The sequence below is a fragment of the Phycicoccus sp. genome, from assembly GCF_035325325.1.
Taxonomy (GTDB): Bacteria; Actinomycetota; Actinomycetes; order Actinomycetales; family Dermatophilaceae; genus Phycicoccus.
Map to the genome: position 1 here is coordinate 62,651 of NZ_DAOLAC010000002.1, position 18,453 is coordinate 81,103.

General features: G+C 72.9%; 20 protein-coding genes. 13 read left to right on the top strand and 7 right to left on the bottom strand.

The window, feature by feature from the left end:
- The first annotated feature begins 23 nt into the window (after positions 1-23).
- The 6 genes from asnB (at position 24) to PKA89_RS02000 (ending at position 8,261) form a co-directional block, all read left to right on the top strand.
- A complete protein-coding gene (asnB, locus tag PKA89_RS01975) occupies positions 24-1,916 on the top strand; it encodes an asparagine synthase (glutamine-hydrolyzing) (RefSeq protein WP_324416072.1) in 1,893 nt (630 codons plus the stop codon).
- Positions 1,917-2,066: 150 nt separating this feature from the next.
- On the top strand, positions 2,067-2,552 hold the full coding sequence (locus PKA89_RS01980; RefSeq protein WP_324416074.1) for an NAD(P)H-dependent oxidoreductase subunit E: 486 nt from the start codon (positions 2,067-2,069) through the stop codon (positions 2,550-2,552).
- Positions 2,549-4,129: an NADH-ubiquinone oxidoreductase-F iron-sulfur binding region domain-containing protein gene (locus PKA89_RS01985; RefSeq protein WP_324416076.1), complete on the top strand. Its 1,581-nt coding sequence runs from the start codon at positions 2,549-2,551 to the stop codon at positions 4,127-4,129. The genes PKA89_RS01980 and PKA89_RS01985 overlap by 4 nt, the downstream gene beginning before the upstream one ends.
- Positions 4,126-6,993, top strand: a complete 2,868-nt coding sequence (fdhF, locus tag PKA89_RS01990; RefSeq protein ID WP_324416079.1) for a formate dehydrogenase subunit alpha — start codon at positions 4,126-4,128, stop codon at positions 6,991-6,993. The genes PKA89_RS01985 and fdhF overlap by 4 nt, the downstream gene beginning before the upstream one ends.
- Positions 6,990-7,247 (top strand): formate dehydrogenase subunit delta, encoded by a 258-nt coding sequence (locus PKA89_RS01995; protein WP_324416081.1) that lies wholly within the window; start codon positions 6,990-6,992, stop codon positions 7,245-7,247. Before fdhF ends, PKA89_RS01995 begins: the two co-directional genes overlap by 4 nt.
- Positions 7,248-7,319: 72 nt before the next feature.
- Positions 7,320-8,261, top strand: a complete 942-nt coding sequence (locus tag PKA89_RS02000; RefSeq protein ID WP_324416084.1) for a haloalkane dehalogenase — start codon at positions 7,320-7,322, stop codon at positions 8,259-8,261.
- Here PKA89_RS02000 and PKA89_RS02005 read toward each other — a convergent pair.
- The gene (locus PKA89_RS02005) at positions 8,236-8,757 is read right to left on the bottom strand and encodes a nitroreductase family deazaflavin-dependent oxidoreductase (RefSeq protein ID WP_324416086.1); all 522 of its coding nucleotides are present in this window, start codon (positions 8,755-8,757) and stop codon (positions 8,236-8,238) included. The genes PKA89_RS02000 and PKA89_RS02005 overlap by 26 nt on opposite strands.
- Positions 8,758-8,806: 49 nt before the next feature.
- The gene (locus PKA89_RS02010) at positions 8,807-9,949 is read right to left on the bottom strand and encodes an acyltransferase (RefSeq protein ID WP_324416088.1); all 1,143 of its coding nucleotides are present in this window, start codon (positions 9,947-9,949) and stop codon (positions 8,807-8,809) included.
- A gap of 269 nt (positions 9,950-10,218) precedes the next feature.
- On the opposite strand from PKA89_RS02010, the gene PKA89_RS02015 reads away from it, so the two are divergent.
- The 4 genes from PKA89_RS02015 to PKA89_RS02030 all read left to right on the top strand — a co-directional run bounded on the left by PKA89_RS02015 (position 10,219) and on the right by PKA89_RS02030 (position 13,268).
- On the top strand, positions 10,219-10,602 hold the full coding sequence (locus PKA89_RS02015; protein ID WP_324416090.1) for a VOC family protein: 384 nt from the start codon (positions 10,219-10,221) through the stop codon (positions 10,600-10,602).
- A 123-nt stretch (positions 10,603-10,725) separates the two neighbouring features.
- A complete protein-coding gene (locus PKA89_RS02020) occupies positions 10,726-11,055 on the top strand; it encodes a metalloregulator ArsR/SmtB family transcription factor (RefSeq protein ID WP_324416092.1) in 330 nt (109 codons plus the stop codon).
- A 1-nt stretch (position 11,056) separates the two neighbouring features.
- Positions 11,057-11,545: an SRPBCC domain-containing protein gene (locus PKA89_RS02025; protein WP_324416094.1), complete on the top strand. Its 489-nt coding sequence runs from the start codon at positions 11,057-11,059 to the stop codon at positions 11,543-11,545.
- A gap of 160 nt (positions 11,546-11,705) precedes the next feature.
- The gene (locus tag PKA89_RS02030; RefSeq protein WP_324416097.1) at positions 11,706-13,268 is read left to right on the top strand and encodes an HNH endonuclease signature motif containing protein; all 1,563 of its coding nucleotides are present in this window, start codon (positions 11,706-11,708) and stop codon (positions 13,266-13,268) included.
- A gap of 106 nt (positions 13,269-13,374) precedes the next feature.
- Here the strand turns inward: PKA89_RS02030 and PKA89_RS02035 are convergent, their stop codons facing one another.
- The gene (locus PKA89_RS02035; protein WP_324416098.1) at positions 13,375-14,145 is read right to left on the bottom strand and encodes an SDR family oxidoreductase; all 771 of its coding nucleotides are present in this window, start codon (positions 14,143-14,145) and stop codon (positions 13,375-13,377) included.
- 125 nt (positions 14,146-14,270) lie between these two features.
- Between PKA89_RS02035 and PKA89_RS02040 the strand changes: the two genes are divergently transcribed.
- Both PKA89_RS02040 and PKA89_RS02045 read left to right on the top strand, forming a co-directional pair.
- Positions 14,271-14,828, top strand: a complete 558-nt coding sequence (locus PKA89_RS02040; protein ID WP_324416100.1) for a helix-turn-helix domain-containing protein — start codon at positions 14,271-14,273, stop codon at positions 14,826-14,828.
- A gap of 254 nt (positions 14,829-15,082) precedes the next feature.
- Positions 15,083-16,027, top strand: coding sequence for a cold shock domain-containing protein (locus PKA89_RS02045; RefSeq protein WP_324416102.1), 945 nt, complete (start codon positions 15,083-15,085; stop codon positions 16,025-16,027).
- A 42-nt stretch (positions 16,028-16,069) separates the two neighbouring features.
- On the opposite strand, the gene PKA89_RS02050 is transcribed toward PKA89_RS02045, so the two are convergent.
- The 4 genes from PKA89_RS02050 to PKA89_RS02065 all read right to left on the bottom strand — a co-directional run bounded on the left by PKA89_RS02050 (position 16,070) and on the right by PKA89_RS02065 (position 17,845).
- A complete protein-coding gene (locus tag PKA89_RS02050) occupies positions 16,070-16,486 on the bottom strand; it encodes a DUF3806 domain-containing protein (protein WP_324416104.1) in 417 nt (138 codons plus the stop codon).
- Positions 16,487-16,564: 78 nt separating this feature from the next.
- Entirely contained in the window at positions 16,565-17,167 is a 603-nt protein-coding gene (locus tag PKA89_RS02055; RefSeq protein WP_324416106.1) for an endonuclease, read from the bottom strand.
- Entirely contained in the window at positions 17,164-17,328 is a 165-nt protein-coding gene (locus tag PKA89_RS02060) for a hypothetical protein (RefSeq protein ID WP_324416108.1), read from the bottom strand. Before PKA89_RS02060 ends, PKA89_RS02055 begins: the two co-directional genes overlap by 4 nt.
- Before the next feature lie 73 nt (positions 17,329-17,401).
- Positions 17,402-17,845, bottom strand: a complete 444-nt coding sequence (locus PKA89_RS02065; protein WP_324416110.1) for a VOC family protein — start codon at positions 17,843-17,845, stop codon at positions 17,402-17,404.
- Between the two features lie 106 nt (positions 17,846-17,951).
- On the opposite strand from PKA89_RS02065, the gene PKA89_RS02070 reads away from it, so the two are divergent.
- A complete protein-coding gene (locus PKA89_RS02070) occupies positions 17,952-18,440 on the top strand; it encodes a CoA-binding protein (protein WP_324416112.1) in 489 nt (162 codons plus the stop codon).
- Positions 18,441-18,453: the final 13 nt, after the last annotated feature.

The window sequence follows — 18,453 nt, forward strand, 5'->3', positions numbered from 1 at the left end:
ACGGACGTGGAAGCATCCGTCCCATGTGCGGCCTCTTCGCAGTCATCACCCCGGACGGGCACGCCCCGGCGCTGGCCGGCGGAGTCACCGACGCCCTCAAGGACATGCGCCACCGCGGGCCCGACGACGACGGGGTGTGGTCCGACGACGACGTCGTCCTCGGCTTCCGCCGGCTCTCGATCATCGACATCGAGCACTCGCACCAGCCGCTGCCCTACGAGGACGGCCGCTACCACATCGTCTTCAACGGTGAGATCTACAACTACCCCGAGCTGCGGCAGCGGCTCACCGACGAGTTCGGCGCCCGGTTCGCGACCGACGGCGACACCGAGACGATCGTCGCGGGCTACCACCACCTCGGGCCGGCCGTGGTCTCCGAGCTGCGCGGGATGTTCGCCTTCGTCATCTGGGACAGCCGGGAGCGGGTGGCCTTCGGGGCCCGCGACCCGTTCGGCATCAAACCGCTGTTCACGATGACCGACGAGCGCGGCACCTTCTTCGCGTCCGAGAAGAAGGTGCTCCTCGACCTCGCGCCGGAGCGACGCACCGTCGACACCCGGGCGCTGCAGCACTACCTCGAGCTGCAGTACGTCCCCGAGCCGGCCACCCTGCACGAGGGCATCGGGCGGGTCGAGTCCGGCACGTCCTTCACCCTGCGGCCCGGCGACACGCTGCGGGCCGAACGCTACTTCCGCCCGGACTTCCGGCCGCGCCGTTCGAGCGACGAACAGGCCCTCTACCGCCGGATCGCCGACGCGCTCGAGGACTCGGTCGCCAAGCACATGCGCGCCGACGTCACCGTCGGCTCGTTCCTCTCCGGCGGCATCGACTCGACCGCCATCGCGGCGCTGGCCAAGCGGCACAACCCCGGCCTGCTGACCTTCACGACCGGCTTCGAACGGGAGGGCTACTCGGAGATCGACGTCGCGGCGGAGTCGGCGGCGGCGATCGGCGTGGAGCACATCACGAAGGTCGTCACGCCGCAGGAGATGATGGACACCCTGCCGCTCATCGTCTGGTACCTCGACGACCCGGTGGCCGACCCCGCCCTCGTCCCGCTCTACTTCATCGCCCGCGAGGCCCGCAAGCACGTCAAGGTCGTCCTCTCCGGCGAGGGCGCCGACGAGCTCTTCGGCGGTTACACGATCTACCACGAGGCGATCTCGCTCGCGCCGTTCGACAAGGTGCCCGGCCCGCTGCGCCGCGGTCTCGGCCGGGCCTCGACCCTCATCCCCGAGGGCGTGCGCGGCAAGGACCTCCTGCGCCGTGGGTCGCTCACCCTCGAGCAGCGCTACTACGGCAACGCCCGCATCTTCCGGCCCGAGGAGATGGGCTTCCTCAGGTCCTTCGACCCCGCCGTCGGGCACGCCGACGTCACGGCGGAGCACTACGCGGCGACGACGCACCTCGACGGCTCGACCCGGATGCAGTACGTCGACCTCTTCACCTGGTTGCGCGGCGACATCCTCGTCAAGGCCGACAAGATGACGATGGCGAACAGCCTCGAGCTGCGCGTGCCGTTCCTCGACACGGTCGTGTTCGACGCCGCGGCCGGCCTCGCCGTCGACGAGAAGCTGACCCACGGGACGACGAAGTACGCCCTGCGCCGGGCGATGGAGCTCATCGTCCCGCCGCACGTGCTCAACCGCCCGAAGCTGGGCTTCCCGGTGCCGATCCGGCACTGGCTCAAGGACGAGATGTACGAGTGGGCGCGCGGCATCGTCCTCGAGTCCGGCGCCGACGACCTCGTCGACAAGCAGGCCGTCCTGCGGATGATCGACGAGCACCGGGCCGGACCGTTCGACCTGTCGCGCAAGATCTGGACCGTCCTCGTCGTGCTGCTCTGGCACGGCATCTTCGTCGAGGACCGGATTCGGCCGGAGATCCCGGAGACGGTGTACCCCGTGCGGGCCTGAGCCCCGCACTGTTGCGCATGGCGCACCGTGGTGCGTCTCGCGGAACAAGACGACACGGTCTGGGCACGCGTCACCCGGGTCCGACACCTGCCGCGACGGCCCGGCCCGACGTACGCTCGGCAGGAGTCATCCCACAGAGAGGTGGACGACGTGCCCCAGCGAGGACCCGGTCCCGCGCCCGCCCCGGCGCCCGCCGACGCCGAGCGCGCGGCCTCCGTGCGGGCCATCACCGAGCAGCTCGCGGGCATCCGCGGCCCGCTGCTGCCGGTGCTCCACGAGGTCGTGGCGACGCACGGGTACGTCCACGACGACGACGTGCCGGTCGTCGCCGACGTGCTCAACCTCAGCCGGGCCGACGTCCTCGGGGTGCTGAGCTTCTACCACGACTTCCGGCGCACGGCCCCGGCCGCGCACCGCGTCAGCCTGTGCCGCGCCGAGGCCTGCCAGGCCCGGGGCGCGGAGGCGACGTTCGCCGCGGCGTCGGACCGTTTCGGCGGCTCGACGGCGGTGGAGGTCGGCGAGGTGTTCTGCCTCGGCAACTGCGCCCTCGGCCCGTCCGGCACCCTCGACGGTGCGCTGCACGGCCGGCTCACCCCCGAGCGGCTCGACGCCCTCACCGAGGGGTGGGAGGCATGAGCACCACGGTCTGGGTGCCCTGCGACGCCGCCGCCGTGTCGGTCGGCGCCGATGCCGTCGCCGAGGCGTTCGCGGCCGCCGGGGCCACCGTGCGGCGCAACGGGTCCCGCGGGATGCTATGGCTCGAGCCCCTCGTCGAGGTCGAGACCGACCGCGGCCGGGTGGGGTACGCGAACGTCGAGCCGACCGACGTCGCCGCCCTGCTCACCGGCGCCCTCGACGACACCGACCGCTGCGTCGGCGTCGTCGACGAGCACCCGTGGCTGGTCCGCCAGCACCGCGTCACCTTCGCCCGGGTGGGGGTCGTCGAGCCCACCGACCTCGCCGCATACCGGGCCCACGGCGGCCTGGCCGGTCTCGAGCGGGCGCTGACCCTCTCCGGGGAGCAGGTCGTCGCCGAGGTGACCGAGTCCGGGCTGCGCGGACGCGGCGGCGCGGGCTTCCCCGCGGGCATCAAGTGGGAGACGGTCCGCACCGCGTCGGCCGACGTGAAGTTCGTCTGCTGCAACGCCGACGAGGGCGACTCGGGCACCTTCGCCGACCGGATGCTCATCGAGGGCGACCCGTTCACCCTCATCGAGGGGATGGCCATCGCCGCCGTCGCGGTCGGCGCCACGGAGGGGTTCGTCTACCTGCGCTCCGAGTACCCGCACGCGGTCCGGACGCTGCGCCGGGCCATCGAGATCGCCTACGCCCACGGGCTGCTCGGCGCCTCGGTCCTCGGCAGCGGGCGCCGCTTCGACCTCGACGTGCGCGTCGGGGCCGGCGCCTACATCTGCGGCGAGGAGACCTCGATGCTCGACTCGCTGGAGGGCAAGCGGGGCGAGGTGCGGGCCAAGCCGCCGATCCCGGCGCTCCAGGGGCTCTTCGGGCAGCCGACCGTCGTCAACAACGTGCTCACCCTCTCGGCCGTCCCGATGGTCCTCGCCGACGGCGGCGCCGCGTACGCCGCGCTCGGCACCGGGCGCTCGCGCGGCACGCAGGTGTTCCAGCTCGCCGGCAACGTCGCCCGCGGCGGCATCGTGGAGGCCGACTTCGGCATCCCGCTGCGCGAGCTCGTCGAGGACTTCGGCGGCGGCACCGCGTCCGGCCGGCCGGTCAAGGCGGTGCAGGTGGGCGGGCCGCTCGGGGCGTACCTGCCGCCGTCGAAGTTCGACCTGCCGACCGACTACGAGGAGTTCGCCGCCGCCGACGCGATGGTCGGCCACGGCGGGATCGTCGTGTTCGACGACTCAATGGACGCCGGCGCGATGGCCCGGTTCGCGATGGAGTTCTGCGCCAAGGAGTCCTGCGGCAAGTGCACGCCGTGCCGGGTCGGCTCGACCAGGGGCGTCGAGGTGATCGACCGGATCCGGGCCGGCACGCAGCGCGAGGCCAACCTCATCCTGCTCGAGGACCTCTGCGCGACGATGACCAAGGGGTCGCTGTGCGCGATGGGCGGGCTGACCCCGATGCCCGTCCGCAGCGCCCTCGAGCACTGGCCGGAGGACTTCGGCGTCGAGCCCGCCACGGCCGACGCCGCCACCGACGCGATGCCCGAGTCCGCCACGAGCACCCACGGAGGAGCGCGGCCATGACGACCATCGACGAGCGACCCGGCACCCCGGGCGCCGAGACCGACTACGGCACACCGCGCGTCGTGTCCGACACGACGGCCACCGTCACCATCGACGGGCGCGAGGTCACCGTGCCCGCCGGCACCTCGGTGCTGCGGGCCGCCGCCGAGGCCGGCATCGAGATCCCGAGGCTGTGCGCCACCGACTCGCTCAAGGCGTTCGGCTCCTGCCGGCTCTGCCTCGTCGAGGTCGAGGGCGGCAAGGGCACGCCGGCGTCCTGCACGACGCCGTGCGCCGACGGGATGGTCGTGAGCACCCGCACCGAGCAGGTGCAGGACCTGCGCCGGAACGTCATGGAGCTCTACCTCTCGGACCACCCGACCGACTGCGACGGCTGCGCCCGCGGGAACTGCGAGATGCAGAAGTGGGCCCGCGAGACGGGGGTCGCCGAGGTCCGCTACGGCCTCGACGGCGCGAGCCACCTCACCGACACCACCGACCACTCCAACCCGTACTTCGACTACGACCCGGCGGCCTGCATCGTCTGCTCGCGCTGCGTGCGGGCCTGCTCGGAGACCCAGGGCACCTTCGCCCTCACCGTCGAGGGCCGCGGCTTCGACTCCCGGATCTCCGCCGGTGGCACCGACTTCCTGCACTCCGAGTGCGTCTCGTGCGGCGCCTGCGTGCAGGCCTGCCCCACCGACGCGCTCGTCGAGCGGTCGGTCGTCAAGCTCGGGATGCCGACCCGCTCGGTCGTCACGACCTGCGCGTACTGCGGTGTCGGCTGCTCGTTCAAGGCCGAGGTCCAGGGCTCGGGCGACGACACCCGGGTCGTGCGGATGACTCCCTGGAAGGACGGGGGCGCGAACGAGGGCCACTCGTGCGTCAAGGGTCGCTTCGCCTACGGGTACGCCGCCCACGACGACCGGCGGCTCTCGCCGATGGTCCGCGACACGATCGACGACGAGTGGCGCGAGGTGTCCTGGGAGGAGGCGATCGCCCGGGTCGCCGAGGGCTTCCGGGCCATCCAGGCCGAGCACGGCGTCGGCTCGATCGGCGGCATCTCGTCCTCGCGCTGCACGAACGAGGAGGTGTACGTCGTCCAGAAGATGGTGCGGGCCGCGTTCGGCAACAACAACGTCGACACGTGCGCGCGGGTCTGCCACTCCCCCACCGGGTACGGGCTCAACCACGCCTTCGGCACCTCGGCCGGCACCCAGGACTTCAAGTCGGTCGAGCAGGCCGACGTCATCCTCCTCATCGGCGCCAACCCCACCGACGCGCACCCGGTGTTCGCGTCGCGGATGAAGAAGCGGCTGCGGGCCGGCGCCCGGATCATCGTCGCCGACCCGCGGCGGATCGACCTCGTCCGCAGCCCGCACGTCGAGGCCGCGCACCACCTCCCGGTCCGTCCCGGCACGAACGTCGCCTTCGTCAACGCGATGGCGCACGTCATCGTCACCGAGGGGCTGCTCGACGAGGAGTTCGTCCGCACGCGGACCGAGGGCCACGAGGGGTACCTCGAGTTCGTCGCGCGGCCGGAGCACTCGCCCGAGGCCACCGAGGCCGAGACCGGCATCCCTGCGGACGAGCTGCGTTCCGCCGCACGGCTGTACGCCGCCGGTCCGAACTCCGCCATCTACTACGGGCTGGGCGTCACCGAGCACAGCCAGGGCTCGACGATGGTCATGGGGATGGCCAACCTGGCGATGCTCACCGGCAACCTCGGTCGCGAGGGCGTCGGCGTCAACCCGCTCCGCGGCCAGAACAACGTCCAGGGCTCGTGCGACATGGGCTCCTTCCCGCACGAGCTCCCGGGCTACCGGCACGTCTCGCGACCCGAGGTCCGCGAGATCTACGAGTCGCTGTGGGGCGTCACCATCCAGCCCGAGCCGGGCCTGCGCATCCCCAACATGTTCGACTCCGCGATCGGGGGCTCGTTCCTCGGGCTGTACGTGCAGGGCGAGGACATCGCGCAGAGCGACCCCAACACCCAGCACGTCGAGGCGGCGCTGCGCTCGATGCAGATGGTCGTCGTCCAGGACCTCTTCCTCAACGAAACCGCGCGCTTCGCCCACGTCTTCCTGCCCGGCACCTCGTTCCTCGAGAAGGACGGCACGTTCACCAACGCCGAGCGCCGCCTCAACCGGGTGCGGCCGGTCATGCCGTCCCGGGTCGGACGCGACGAGTGGCAGGTGGTCTGCGACATCGCGACCGCCATGGGTTACCCGATGTCGTACGGCTCCCCGGCGGAGATCATGGACGAGATCGCGGCCACCACACCGACCTTCGCCGGCGTCTCGTTCGCACGACTCGACGCCGAGGGCTCGATGCAGTGGCCGGTCACCGATGCGGCGCCGCACGGGACGCCGACGATGCACGTCGGGCAGTTCGTCCGCGGGCTCGGGCAGCTGACCCCGACCGTCTACGTCCCGACCACCGAGCGCGCCAACCGCCGCTTCCCGCTCGTCCTGACGACGGGGCGCATCCTGTCGCAGTACAACGTCGGCGCACAGACCCGGCGCACCCCGAACTCCACGTGGCACCCCGAGGACGTCCTCGAGATCCATCCGTCGGACGCCGAGCTGCGGGGCATCCACACCGGGGACGTCGTCGAGCTGTCCTCGCGGGTGGGCGCCACCCGGCTCACCGCCCTGGTCTCCGAGCGGATGCCGGCCGGCGTCGTCTACACGACCTTCCACCACCCGGTCACCGGCGCCAACGTCGTGACGACCGAGAACTCGGACTGGGCGACCAACTGCCCCGAGTACAAGGTGACCGCGGTGCAGGTGACCGTCGCGACCGAGGCGGCGCGGGCCGAGGCCGGCGAGGCGCCGGAGGCGTCGTCGATGCCGGTGGGGGCGATGGCGAGGCACCGCCGGTGAGCGGTTCGGTGCCGCCCGTCGTCCGGCTCGGCCACGACCTGGTCCGCAACTTCGAGGCCCTGCCCCCGGAGAAGGCGGCCGAGGAGATCGCGACGCACATCAGGAAGTTCTGGGAGCCGCGGATGCGCCACGAGCTCGTCGCGCGCGTGCGGCGGGGCGAGACCGACCTGCACCCGCTGCTCGTCCGGGCCACCGAGGACCTCGTCGACGGTGAGATCGACCGGGCCGAGGTCCGCGAGCCCTCCGGCGGCTGACCGTCCGCGGGCGCCGGGATGCACCCGGTCGTCGGGGCCGGGTACCACCGGCCGGGGCGACATACTGCGCGGATGGAGATCGCGCGCACCCCGGCCGACCGGTTCGACGTCGTCGAGGGGTTCGACCTCGAGCCCGCCTGGGTCGAGGTCGACGCGCGGAGCGGCCTGCGGATGGCCCACGTCAGCGCGGGTCCCGCGGACGGGCCGGTCGTGGTCCTCGTCCACGGCGAGCCGACGTGGGGCTACCTCTACCGCCGGATGGTCGGCCCGCTCGCCGAGGCCGGCCTGCGGGTGGTCGTGCCCGACCTCGTGGGCTGCGGCCGCTCGGACAAGCCGGTCGACCGGGAGGCGTACTCGTTCGCTGCCCACGTGGAGTGGCTGCGGGCCGCCCTCTTCGACCGCCTCGGCCTGCGGCAGGTCCACTACGTCGGCCAGGACTGGGGCGGGCTGCTCGGGATGCGGTTGCTCGCCGAGCACCCGGACCGGTTCGCCGGGGTCGTCATGTCCAACACCGGACTGCCCACCGGCGAGCGTCCGATGCCGGAGGCGTGGCAGCAGTTCCGGCGGATGGTCCGCTCGGCGCCGACCCTCGACGTGGGGCGGATGGTCGACTCCGGCTGCCGGCGCCCGCTGACCGACGCGGAGCGGGCGGCCTACGCCGCGCCCTTCCCCAGCGAGGCGCACAGCACGGGCATCCGGGTCTTCCCGGAGCTCGTCCCGAACACGCCCGACGACCCCGCGGCGTCGGCGAACCGGGCCGCGTGGGAGCGGCTGGCCACCCTCGAGGTCCCGTTCCTCACCGCCTTCAGCGACGGTGACCCGATCACCCGTGGTGGTGACCGGTGGATGCAGTCGAGGATCCCGGGTGCGCGGGGCCGTGCGCACACGGTCATCGAGGGTGCCGGCCACTTCGTCCAGGAGGACCGGCCGGAACGTTTCGCCGAGGTCGTCGCCGACTTCGTCACCGGTCCGGGCTCCCGACCGCGGGTCACTGGTCCGCCCGTTCCAGGATGAGGACCCGCACCTCGCGACCGCGGACCCGGGCGAGGTAGCGGGCGTACCCGGGGTAGACCGCCACCGCCCGGCCCAGGACCTCGGGCCGCTCGGCCTCGGTGACCGCGCGGGCCACCACGTCGCACGTCACGCCCCGGTAGGAGACGGAGGCACGGGGGTCGGCCTCGAGGTTGAGCACCCACGTGGGCGTGCGGTTCTGGCCGAAGTTCGTGCCCAGCAGTGCGAGCCCGTCGCCGACGGGGACACCGATGAGCTGGGCCTCGCGGACTCGCCCGCTGCGCCTCCCCGTCGTGGAGAGCACGAGGGTCGGGAGCCCGCTCACCCCACCGGACAGGGTCGTGCGGCCGCGGGTCAGCCGGGCGACCCCGCGGTCGGTGGCCGGCAGCACGCGGGCGAGCACCCAGGCCCCGGCGCGTGTCGACCCCACGGCCTGCATCGCGCGCTGCCCGGCGTTCGGCCGCGGCAGGACGTAGCCGAGGTCGGCGGCGATGCCCACCGGCCGACGGTACCGCTCGGGCGGTCGCGGTGTCATCGGGCGAGCGACGTCAGCGCAGCGCGGCGAGGGTGGGCCGGGTCGGGAGCGGGACGCCGTCCGCGCGGGTGGGCCACCGCGGAGCGGACCGACGGCGGCCCTCGACGACGAGACGGCGGGCCGGGCGCTCCACGAACCGCAGCACGAGCCACGAGGTGAGGGCGAGCACACCGACGAAGGCGCCGAGGACGAGCTGGCCGAGCCAGGGGTTGTCGCGGGCCAGCGCGACGGCCTGCTCGACCGGCCACTCGAAGAGCCAGTGGACCATGTAGAGCGCGAATGAGGCCTCGCCGGCCGCGACGACCCAGCGCAGGGACAGCAGCCGGGCCAGCCATCCCGAGGACGCCGCGAGCGCGGCGACGCCGAGGCCGAGGGCGGGCGCCATCCAGTAGCCACCGTGCGCCGCGGCGGGCACGAGGGCGACGACGAGGAGGGATGCCGGCAGCACCGGCGCGAGCCGACCGAGCCGGGCGCCGCCGCGCACCCAGGCGAGGCAGAGCAGCATCCCGCCGACGAACTCGAACATGATCCGCACCCAGAACATCCCCTCGAGGTTGCCGTTGGGCAGGGCGTAGGTGGCGAAGATCCACAGCATGACGCCGTACGAGGCAGCGGCGAGGGCCAGGGCGGTCGCGGCCCGGCGCAGCCGTGCGACGGCGAGGAAGAGCAGCGGGGCCAGGAGGTAGGCGAACCACTCGGCGCTGATCGACCACGCCGGGGTGTTGAAGCTCGGGCGGTCGCTGACCCAGTAGTGGACCATCGCGAGGTTCTCGACGTACGCGTCGGCGGTGCGCCGGCTGTCCTCGACGGTGCGGCCGAGGGTGCCGAGGAGGAGGGCGATGACGAGGTCGACGTGCAGCGCGAGGACGTGCACCGGCCACACCCGCCCGAACCGGCTGCGCACGAACCGACCCGTGTCGCGCCAGCGGAAGGTGCGCATCCGGTCCGCGTAGGTGTAGGCGAGGACGAAGCCGCTCAGGGCGAAGAAGAGGTCGACTCCCAGGTAGCCGGCCCTCATCACGGTGTCGAGGGGCGCGAGCGCGGGCTCGAGGGCGAGGACCTCCGCGCGGTAGTGGAAGAGGACGACCCACACCGCGGCCAGCGCGCGGAGGCCGGTCAGCGCAGGCAGGGCGGGCCTGCGGGTCTGCTGCTCCATCAGCACCACCCTGCCGAGACCTGCCGGGGCCCTCAAGTGGGACGGGGCGCACCCAGAGCGGGCTGAGAACGGTCGGGAATGCGCGTCCGCGCAGGTCAGGAGGGCCGTTCGCCCGAGTGCCCCGCGGCGTGTCCGCCGACGGTGGTGAGAGTCATGTCACGGCGATGGGCGGGAGTGGCCCGGTCGGCTCATTGACCGGTGGACCCGCGCTCCCTACCGTCGGGAACGGCCGGCCGGACGACGGTCGCCCGGTCCGCCGTGGAGGACCCATGCTCGGCGACCACACCCCTGTCCCGACCCTCGCGGTGAAGGACCTCGCGCGCGCCCGGGAGTTCTACGAGGGCGTTCTCGGCCTCGTCCCCGACGGTGAGCCGCCCGAGGGCGTCATGTACCGGACCGGCAGCTCGCGGCTGTTCGTCTACCCGTCCGCGTTCGCCGGGACCAACAAGGCGACCGCGGTCTCCTTCCAGGTCCGCGCGGAGGCCTTCGCCGCCGAGGTCGAGGCGCTGCGGGCCGGTGGCATCGAGTTCCAGACCTTCGAGGCACCGGGGCTCACCTGGTCCGACGGCGTGGCCTCGATGGGCGACGGCCTGCTCAGCGCGTGGTTCGCCGACCCCGACGGGAACATCCTCAACCTCGAGACCGCCGGCTGAGCGCGCTCGCACGTCCCCGCGGCGAGTCCCCCGCCAGCGGGTCGTGCGGTGCTGCGCCGGTGGGGCCGGTCGAGTGGCAGCGGGGGTTGACAACCTACAACCGTTTGGTTGTATGTTGTGTCCGTGACCGAGACGAGCGAGGACCGGGCGGACGCCATGTTCCACGCGCTCTCGGACCGCACGCGGCGCGACATCCTGCGCCGGGTGCTGGCCGGGGAGCACTCGGTCACGACCCTGGCGGCGAGCTACGACATGAGCTTCGCCGCCGTCCAGAAGCACGTCGCCGTCCTCGAGAGGGCGGGCCTGCTGACCAAGCGGCGCCACGGCCGCGAGGCACTGGCCAGCGGCGACGTCGAGGCCGTCCGGTCGGTCTCCTCGATGCTCACCGAGCTCGAGGAGGTCTGGCGGGGACGGATCGCCCGCATCGACGCACTACTCAGCGAGGAGACCTGACATGCCCGTCACCGACATCACCAAGGACGTCGAGAACCGCCGCCTGACCATCACCGCGGAGTTCGCGGCCCCCGTCGAGCGCGTGTGGTCGCTCTACGAGGACGCCCGCCAGCTCGAGCAGGTCTGGGGCCCACCGGAGTACCCGGCCACGTTCGTGTCCCACGAGCTGCGGCCCGGCAGCCGCTCGACGTACTACATGACCTCCCCCGAGGGCGAGCGTTTCGGTGGGTACTGGGACGTCACCGGCGTCGAGGCGCCCGGGCGGTTCACCTTCGACGACGGCTTCGCCACCGCCGAGCTCGAGCCGAACCCCGACCTCCCGGTCTCGCACAACACCTACACGTTCGAGCCGACCGACGGCGGCACGACGGCCACGTACACGAGCACCTTCGAGAGCGCCGAGGCGCTCCAGAAGGTCCTCGACATGGGGATGGAGGAGGGCTCGCGGTCGGCGATCGACCAGATCGACGCGTTCCTGGCGGCCGGCTGAGAGGCGGTGGCGCAGAGCCGAGAGGGGCCGTGGCCACCCTCGTCACCACGGCCTCCCTTGGCACTCTGTCCCGTTGCGCCACAGGCAGATTCGCTGTGGACAACACTTCCGCCCGAGACTGTCGAGGGGTATGCTGGGGACACGAGGGGAGGGGGTGCCGATGGCCACCGACATCGCGAAGCGAGCGGATGCCGCCGACGTGTGCGCGGCGGCGGTCGCGGCCCGGTCGCTCGTCGCCGGGGTCCTCTCCCCCGCCGGGTCGTCCGGGTCCGTCACCGACTGGGCCGGCGCGCTCGGCGAGCTCCAGTCCCTCGCCGACGTCGTCGCTGCCGCGCAGGACGAAGCCATCGTCCGGCTGGCCGCGATCGAGCCGGCCGAGCTCGAGTCCGGGGAGGTCGTCGACACCCACCGGGCGCTCGGGCACGTCGCCCTCGACGCACCGTCCGTCGTCTCCGGCGTCCTCACCCTCTCCGCGGTCCACGCCGAGCGGCGCGTGCGCGACGCCGTCCGCCGGGCGGCGGACGGGCCGGCCGGCACGGACACCAGCACGGGCCTGGGCGGGCTGCACGCGGCCATGGCCGAGGGTCGACTCGACGCGTACCGCGCCCAGGTCGTCGCCCACGAGCTCGAGGAGGTGCCCGCCGAGCTCGCCGCCGGCGTCGTCGAGTCCTTGACGCCGTGGTTCGCCCGCGAGGACGCCACACGACTGCGGCGACGGGTGCGCCGGGTGCTCACGGCCATCTCCCCCGACCTGCTGCGGCAGCGCGCCGTCCGCGCCCGAGCCACCTCGGGGCTGCGCCGGTGGGTCGACGAGCCGGGCGTCGACACGTGGCTCGGCACCTTCCCCCCCGAGGAGGCCTGCGCGGCGTGGGCGGCCATCGACGCGCTCGCCCAGCGGTACGTCGAGGACGGGATCTGCACGCACGTCGAACGAGCCCGGGGCAAGGCGCTGACCGACCTCGTGACGACCAACGCCACCGTCGAGCTGCGGGTCCAGTTCGTGGCACCGGCGGGGTCGCCCGGCTCTCCGCCCTCCGAAGTGCGGCAGGCCGGGGCCCCCGACGACCTCGTCGCCGTCCACGGCCTCCGCGCCGGTGAGCCCGCTCTCGTGGCGCGCGGATGGCTCGCCCAGGTCGAGGCCGTCGACGCCCCAGCCGGCCCGGTGCTGCACCCGGCCACCGGCGCACTGCTCGACGCGGGACGTCACCTCGACACCGCCGCCTACCGTCCCGGCGCCCGCCTCGCCGCCCTCGTCCGGGCGCGTGACGGCCACTGCCGCTTCCCCGGGTGCCACGTCGCCGCCCGGTTCTGCGACCTCGACCACGTCCTCGCGTGGCCCGTCGGTCCCACGTCCGCGAGCAACCTCGCCTGCCTGTGCCGGCGCCACCACCGCGTCAAGCAGCGCCGCGGGTGGTCGGCCCGGCTGGCCGACGACGGGACGATGACCTGGACCGACCCCACCGGCCGCACCCGGCAGACCGCTCCCGTCGACCACCGCGCCCTCGTCCTGCCCGCGGCGGCCGACCTTCCGCCTCCTCCGCCCCGAGCACCGGACGCCCGGCACTCGGCCCTCGAGTTCCGGCTGGAGCACGCCGTCGGCGGGTCGCCGCCCGCGCCTCGCGCGTGTCGGCTGGAGGTGCGCCGACCCCCACGACCCGTCACCGTGACCGGGATGCACCCGCCACGGCCCCGGCCGACCCCACGGGGCGACCCACCTTTCTGACCTGTCCTGTGCGTGACGCTGCCTTGTGCCGCGCCACGTCCCGCATCTGCCGCCTCAACCATTTCCTATGGCATGAGGTTGCCCTGGGCGGAGCGCTCGACGTCACTCAGACCTGGGCGATCCCGCCGTCGGCAAACAGTTCTGCGCCCATGATCGCGGAGGACGCCTCGGAGCCCAGGAACGCGATCGCCTTGCCGATCTCGCGGGGCTGGATGAGGCGGCCGAGCGGAGAGCCCTCGCCCATGCTGGCCACCGCTGCGGGGACCTGATCTTCGCCCATCGCGTCCGCGAGCGCGGATCGGAGGGAGGGGGTGTCGACGGCTCCGGAGGTGAGGACGTTCACGCGGATTCCCGTGCCGCGCAGCTCAAGGGTCCATGCGCGGACCATGCTGCGCAGAGCGGCCTTCGCGCCGCCGTAGAGGCTCATCCCCTCGTTGGCCTTGACCGACGCGGTCGAGCTCACGATGACGATGCTGCCCCCGTCGCTCATCAGGGGAATTGCCGGCTGGACGGTGAAGAGGACGCCCTTGACGTCGGTGTCGAAGATGTTGTTGAACTGAGCCTCGGTGATCTTCCCGAGGGGGTTGCTGTCGCCGACGACGGCGTTCGCGACCACGATGTCCAGGCGACCGAATCGGGCCATGACCTGCTCGTACATGTCAGTCATCGCGCGCTCGCTCCGAACGTCCGCGACCAGGGCGATGGACGAGGTGCCGAGGCTGCGCTCCGCGCCTTCGAGGACGCCCGCATCCAGGCCCGTGACGGCGACCCGAGCGCCTTGCGCGATGAACTCCTCAGCGATGCCGAAGCCGACACCCTGGGCGCCGCCGGTGATGACGGCAACCTTCCCGGCCAGAGGCTGTGCGTAGTCGAACATCTGATTGCTCCGTTCCGGCGCAGCGCGCCGTCGGTTGTTCGTCCCCAAGGGGAGCGATAGTCTAAGTGGACTGGTGTCCGGTAATACGTTACCGGACAGATGTCCGCTTGTCGAGGAGAGGGGCGATGAGAGCTGACGCGGTGGAGAACCGGAAGCGGATAGTCGACGCCGCGCGCACCGTCCTCGATGCGGACGAAGGCGGTGGCATGGCTGCGGTGGCGCGCCTCGCCGGCGTAGGGCAAGGGACGATCTACCGACACTTCCCGACCTGGCAAGACCTCGTCATCGAGGTGCATCGTGTCGACCTGGACGACTTGGCTGCCTCCGGTCCTGAACTCCTTCGAGTCCATCCACCGATGGAGGCGCTGCGAGTCTGGCTCCTCCGGCTTGCTGACTACGGCCGCCTCAAGAACGGGCTCAGCGAAGCAATGGGCACCCTGGTGCACGAGACGATTGGACGACGCTCGCAGGTCGCGGACCTGACCGCGATCGAGCTCCTGCTCAGAGCAGCGCAAGAGGAGGGCTCGGTCCGCGCGGACATCACTGCCGAAGACTTGTTCCTGCTTGTCGGCTTCCTCTGGCGGATCGACCCGGCTCCGAATCGAGAGGAGCGAGCAGAACGGCTCCTCGACACCGTACTGGCCGGAATCAGGGCCACTGCCGTCCAGTCGCAGAACGGGTAGCGCCCGAACGAACTCGTCGTCTCTTGCGGCGCCGCGTATTCGCCGCGCCCGTCCGCCGCCTCACCGACCTCGTCATCGAGTCGTCCTGCGTCCTGGCCCCGAGGAAGCTGGTCGCGCTCGTCGACCGCCCCGACCCCACCTGAGCATGTCACCCGTGGACGGACCGCTGACCCGGCCCCGGCGAGGGCCGCTCGCCGAGCCGGCGTCGGGGACACTGGGTGGACGCCCACCCGCCCTTCGCCGAGGAGACGACCGTGACCGAGGGAACCGTCCGCTGGTTCGACGCCGACCGAGGGTTCGGCTTCATCGCCCTCGGGGAGGACGCCGAGGACCTGTTCGTGCACGCGTCCGAGATCGTCAGCGGCGACGCGGTGAAGCAGCTGCGGGAGGGGCAGGTGGTCGAGTTCGAGATCGGTGAGGGCGACCGCGGCCCGCAGGCCAAGCGCGTCCGGGTCACGGCCGACCGGTCCGCCGATGCGCCACTCGGTGTGCTCGGGACCGTCGCCTGGTACGAGCCGGCCAAGGGGTACGGGTTCGTCACGCCCGACGACGACGGCGCCGAGGTCTTCGTGCACAGCTCGGCCGTGGTGGGCGGCGGTGTCCTCTCGGAGGGTCAGCGGGTGGCGTTCCTCGTCGTCGACGGGGAGAAGGGGCCGCAGGCCGACCACCTGCTCCCCCTGGGCGCGCAGGCCGCCCGGCAGACCGTGGCCTCCGACGGGGCGGACGGGACGGTGTCCTGGTACGACGAGGACAAGGGCTTCGGCTTCATCACCCCGGAGAGGGGCGGCGCCGACGTCTTCGTGCACGTCCGGGAGCTGGCCGACGGGCTGCCCGACCTGCGCGAGGGGGACCGGGTGACCTACGACGTCGTGGTGGGCGACCGGGGACCGCAGGCCCGCGACGTGCGACTCGCCGGAGGCTCGGGCCGACGCGGCGCGCCCACGAGGTCCGCGGCCGGCGTGCGGCCGCGACACCGGGAGGCGTCCGAGGCCCCCGCCCGCGGCGGACAGGGAGTCGTCGCGCGCTACGACGCGGAGCGAGGGTTCGGCTTCATCACCCCGGACGCGGGCGGCGCGGACCTGTTCGTGCACGTGTCGGTGCTGCGGGGCGCCGAGCCGCTGCAGCCGGGCGACCGGGTCCGCTACCAGGTGCGCCAGAGCGACCGGGGCCCGCAGGCCGACCGCGTCGAACGGGTCTGAACAGGACGGTGGTCCGGGTGCACGGAGGGTCCGGGCGCCGGGTCAGGCGTCGTCGGGGAGCCCGGCGAGCGAGTCCTTGACCGCGGAGACGAGGGCCTGCACCTCGCCCCGCGTGCCGTCGTACCAGCGCCGCGCGACCATCGCCGTCGGGTGGACGAGGACGTCGTAGGGCTGGCGGTGCAGCGCGATCTCGGTGCCGTCGTCGTCGCTCGCGACGACCCAGTGCAGGTCGCAGGTACGGCGCAGGTGCTCGCCGACGGCGAGACCGAAGGCGTTGACCAGCGCGTTCGGGTCACCCCGCTCCCCCTCGGGTGTCCCGAACCACCGCGCCGCCTCGGCGTCGAAGGCCCGGCCCAGGGCATCGGCGTCGTCGAGGTCGACCCCGGAGTCGGCGACCAGGGCCACGTTGCCCTCGACCCAGACGCGCTCGGCGTCGTTCACGACCATCAGCTGCACCACTGCGGCCCCCTTCGTCGATGCCTCATGGTGGCCCAGGGCGCCGCCGGACGCCACCCGACCGGCCGCGGGCGGCGGGGCTCAGGCGACCCGGACCAACGCGGCCGCGAGGTCGGCGACGCGGCCCCGCGGCGCCAGACCTGCGAGCCGCGCGGGGTCGGTCGGCAACCCGTGCGCCCGGGCGCCGGCCAGAGCGCGCTCGTCGAAGAAGGGTGCGACCTCTGGCCACACCGCCTGGACCTCGCGGCAGACGATGTCCGCCCCGGTCGGGCCGATGCCGTTGAAGCCGGTCAGTCCCTCCCGCAGCCGACGCAGGTCGCCGTCGGCACCGGGGCGCAGCCGTCGCAGGTCGCCGCCGTACTCGTCGACCGTCCGGCGGGCCAGCTGCTCGAGCCGGGTCGCCGTCGACTCGTCGTAGCGCCGGTACCCGCCGCGGCCGAGGGCGTCGACGCGCTGCTGCCACGTCGAGCCGAGCATCCGCTGCGGGGTGTGCCAGCCCGCCCTCCACAGCTCCCGCGCCGCCGCGACCGCGATGTCCGCGGAGATGCGCGTCGAGGACAGCAGACCCAGCACCACCAGCTGGAACAGCGGCGAGGGCTTGTCGCGCAAGGTGATCCCCGCCTCCTCGGCGAAGGTCCGGCCGTGCCGGTCGAGCAGGTCACGGACGTCGTCGGCCTGCGTCACCCGGGCTCCTCCCGCGGCGCGTCCTCCTCGTCGTCGGGCACCGGCTGGTGCTGCTCGATGACGTCCGCCTCGTCCGCCTCGTCGGGCCGGGAGAGCAGCTCGTCCTCGACCGCGCCGACGGCGTCGCCGGAGTCCAGGGGCTCGTCGGGGATGTCACTCATCGGTGCCTCCTCACGGGATCGGGTGCACCTCCGGTCTACCCCCTCGGCAGCGGCTGACACCAGTGCCGGGAGGTCAGACGCAGAACTCGTTGCCCTCCGGGTCGCGCATCGTCACCCAGTGCGTCCCGAGCTCGGTGTGCTCCTCGATCCGGGTGGCGCCGAGTGCCTCCAGCCGCGCGACCTCGGCCGCGACGCGGCGCCGCTGCTCGTCGGCCGGCACCGCCGGACCACCACCCGCGAGGAGGTCGAGGTGCACCCGGTTCTTCACGGTCTTCGGCTCGGGCACCCGCTGGAGGAAGATGCGGGGGTGCCCGTCGGCCTCGAGGGCCGACGCGTCGTTCCACCGCTCCTCCGGCACGCCGTTGGCCGCGAGGAAGGCCGGCCAGTCGGCGAAGCCGCCCGGCGGCGAGGGCACTGCGTAGCCGCGGGGCGCGAGCGCCTGGGCCCAGAAGCCGACGAGGGCTCCGGGGTCGGCGCAGTCGATGACGACCTGGATGGGGGCGCTCGATCGGTCCATGCGCGGAGTCTGCCGTCATCCGCCGACAACCGCCCGCCCGTGACCCACGGAACAGCGCCGGAGGACCGCCGGTGGAAGCATCGACAGGGACGAAAGGGGCAGCACCATGACGACCTCCACGACGACCACGAAGGACGCGGCCAGGGAGTTCCTCGACCACCGCAGGATCGCGGTGACCGGGGTGTCCCACCAGCCCAAGGGGCACGGCAGCAACGCCGTGTACACGTGGATGCGTGACCACGGCTACGAGGTGTTCGCGGTCAACCCGCACGTCGACCGGGTCGAGGGCGACCTGGCCTACCCGACCCTCCAGGCCATCCCCGGCGGGGTCGACGCGGTCGTCATCGGGACCGCACCGGAGCACGCCCAGGAGACGATGGAGCAGGCCCTCGACGCCGGTGTGCGCTCGGTGTGGATGCACCGCTCGTTCGGCGGCGGGTCCGTGTCGGACGACGCCACCGCCTGGGGACGCGCCCACGGCCTCACCGTCATCGACGGCGGGTGCCCGATCATGTTCCACCCGGACGGCGACGGGTTCCACCACGCGATGTGCCACGTCCTCACCTGGACCGGGAAGGTGCCGCGCACCGTCTGAGGCGCCGGCCGGG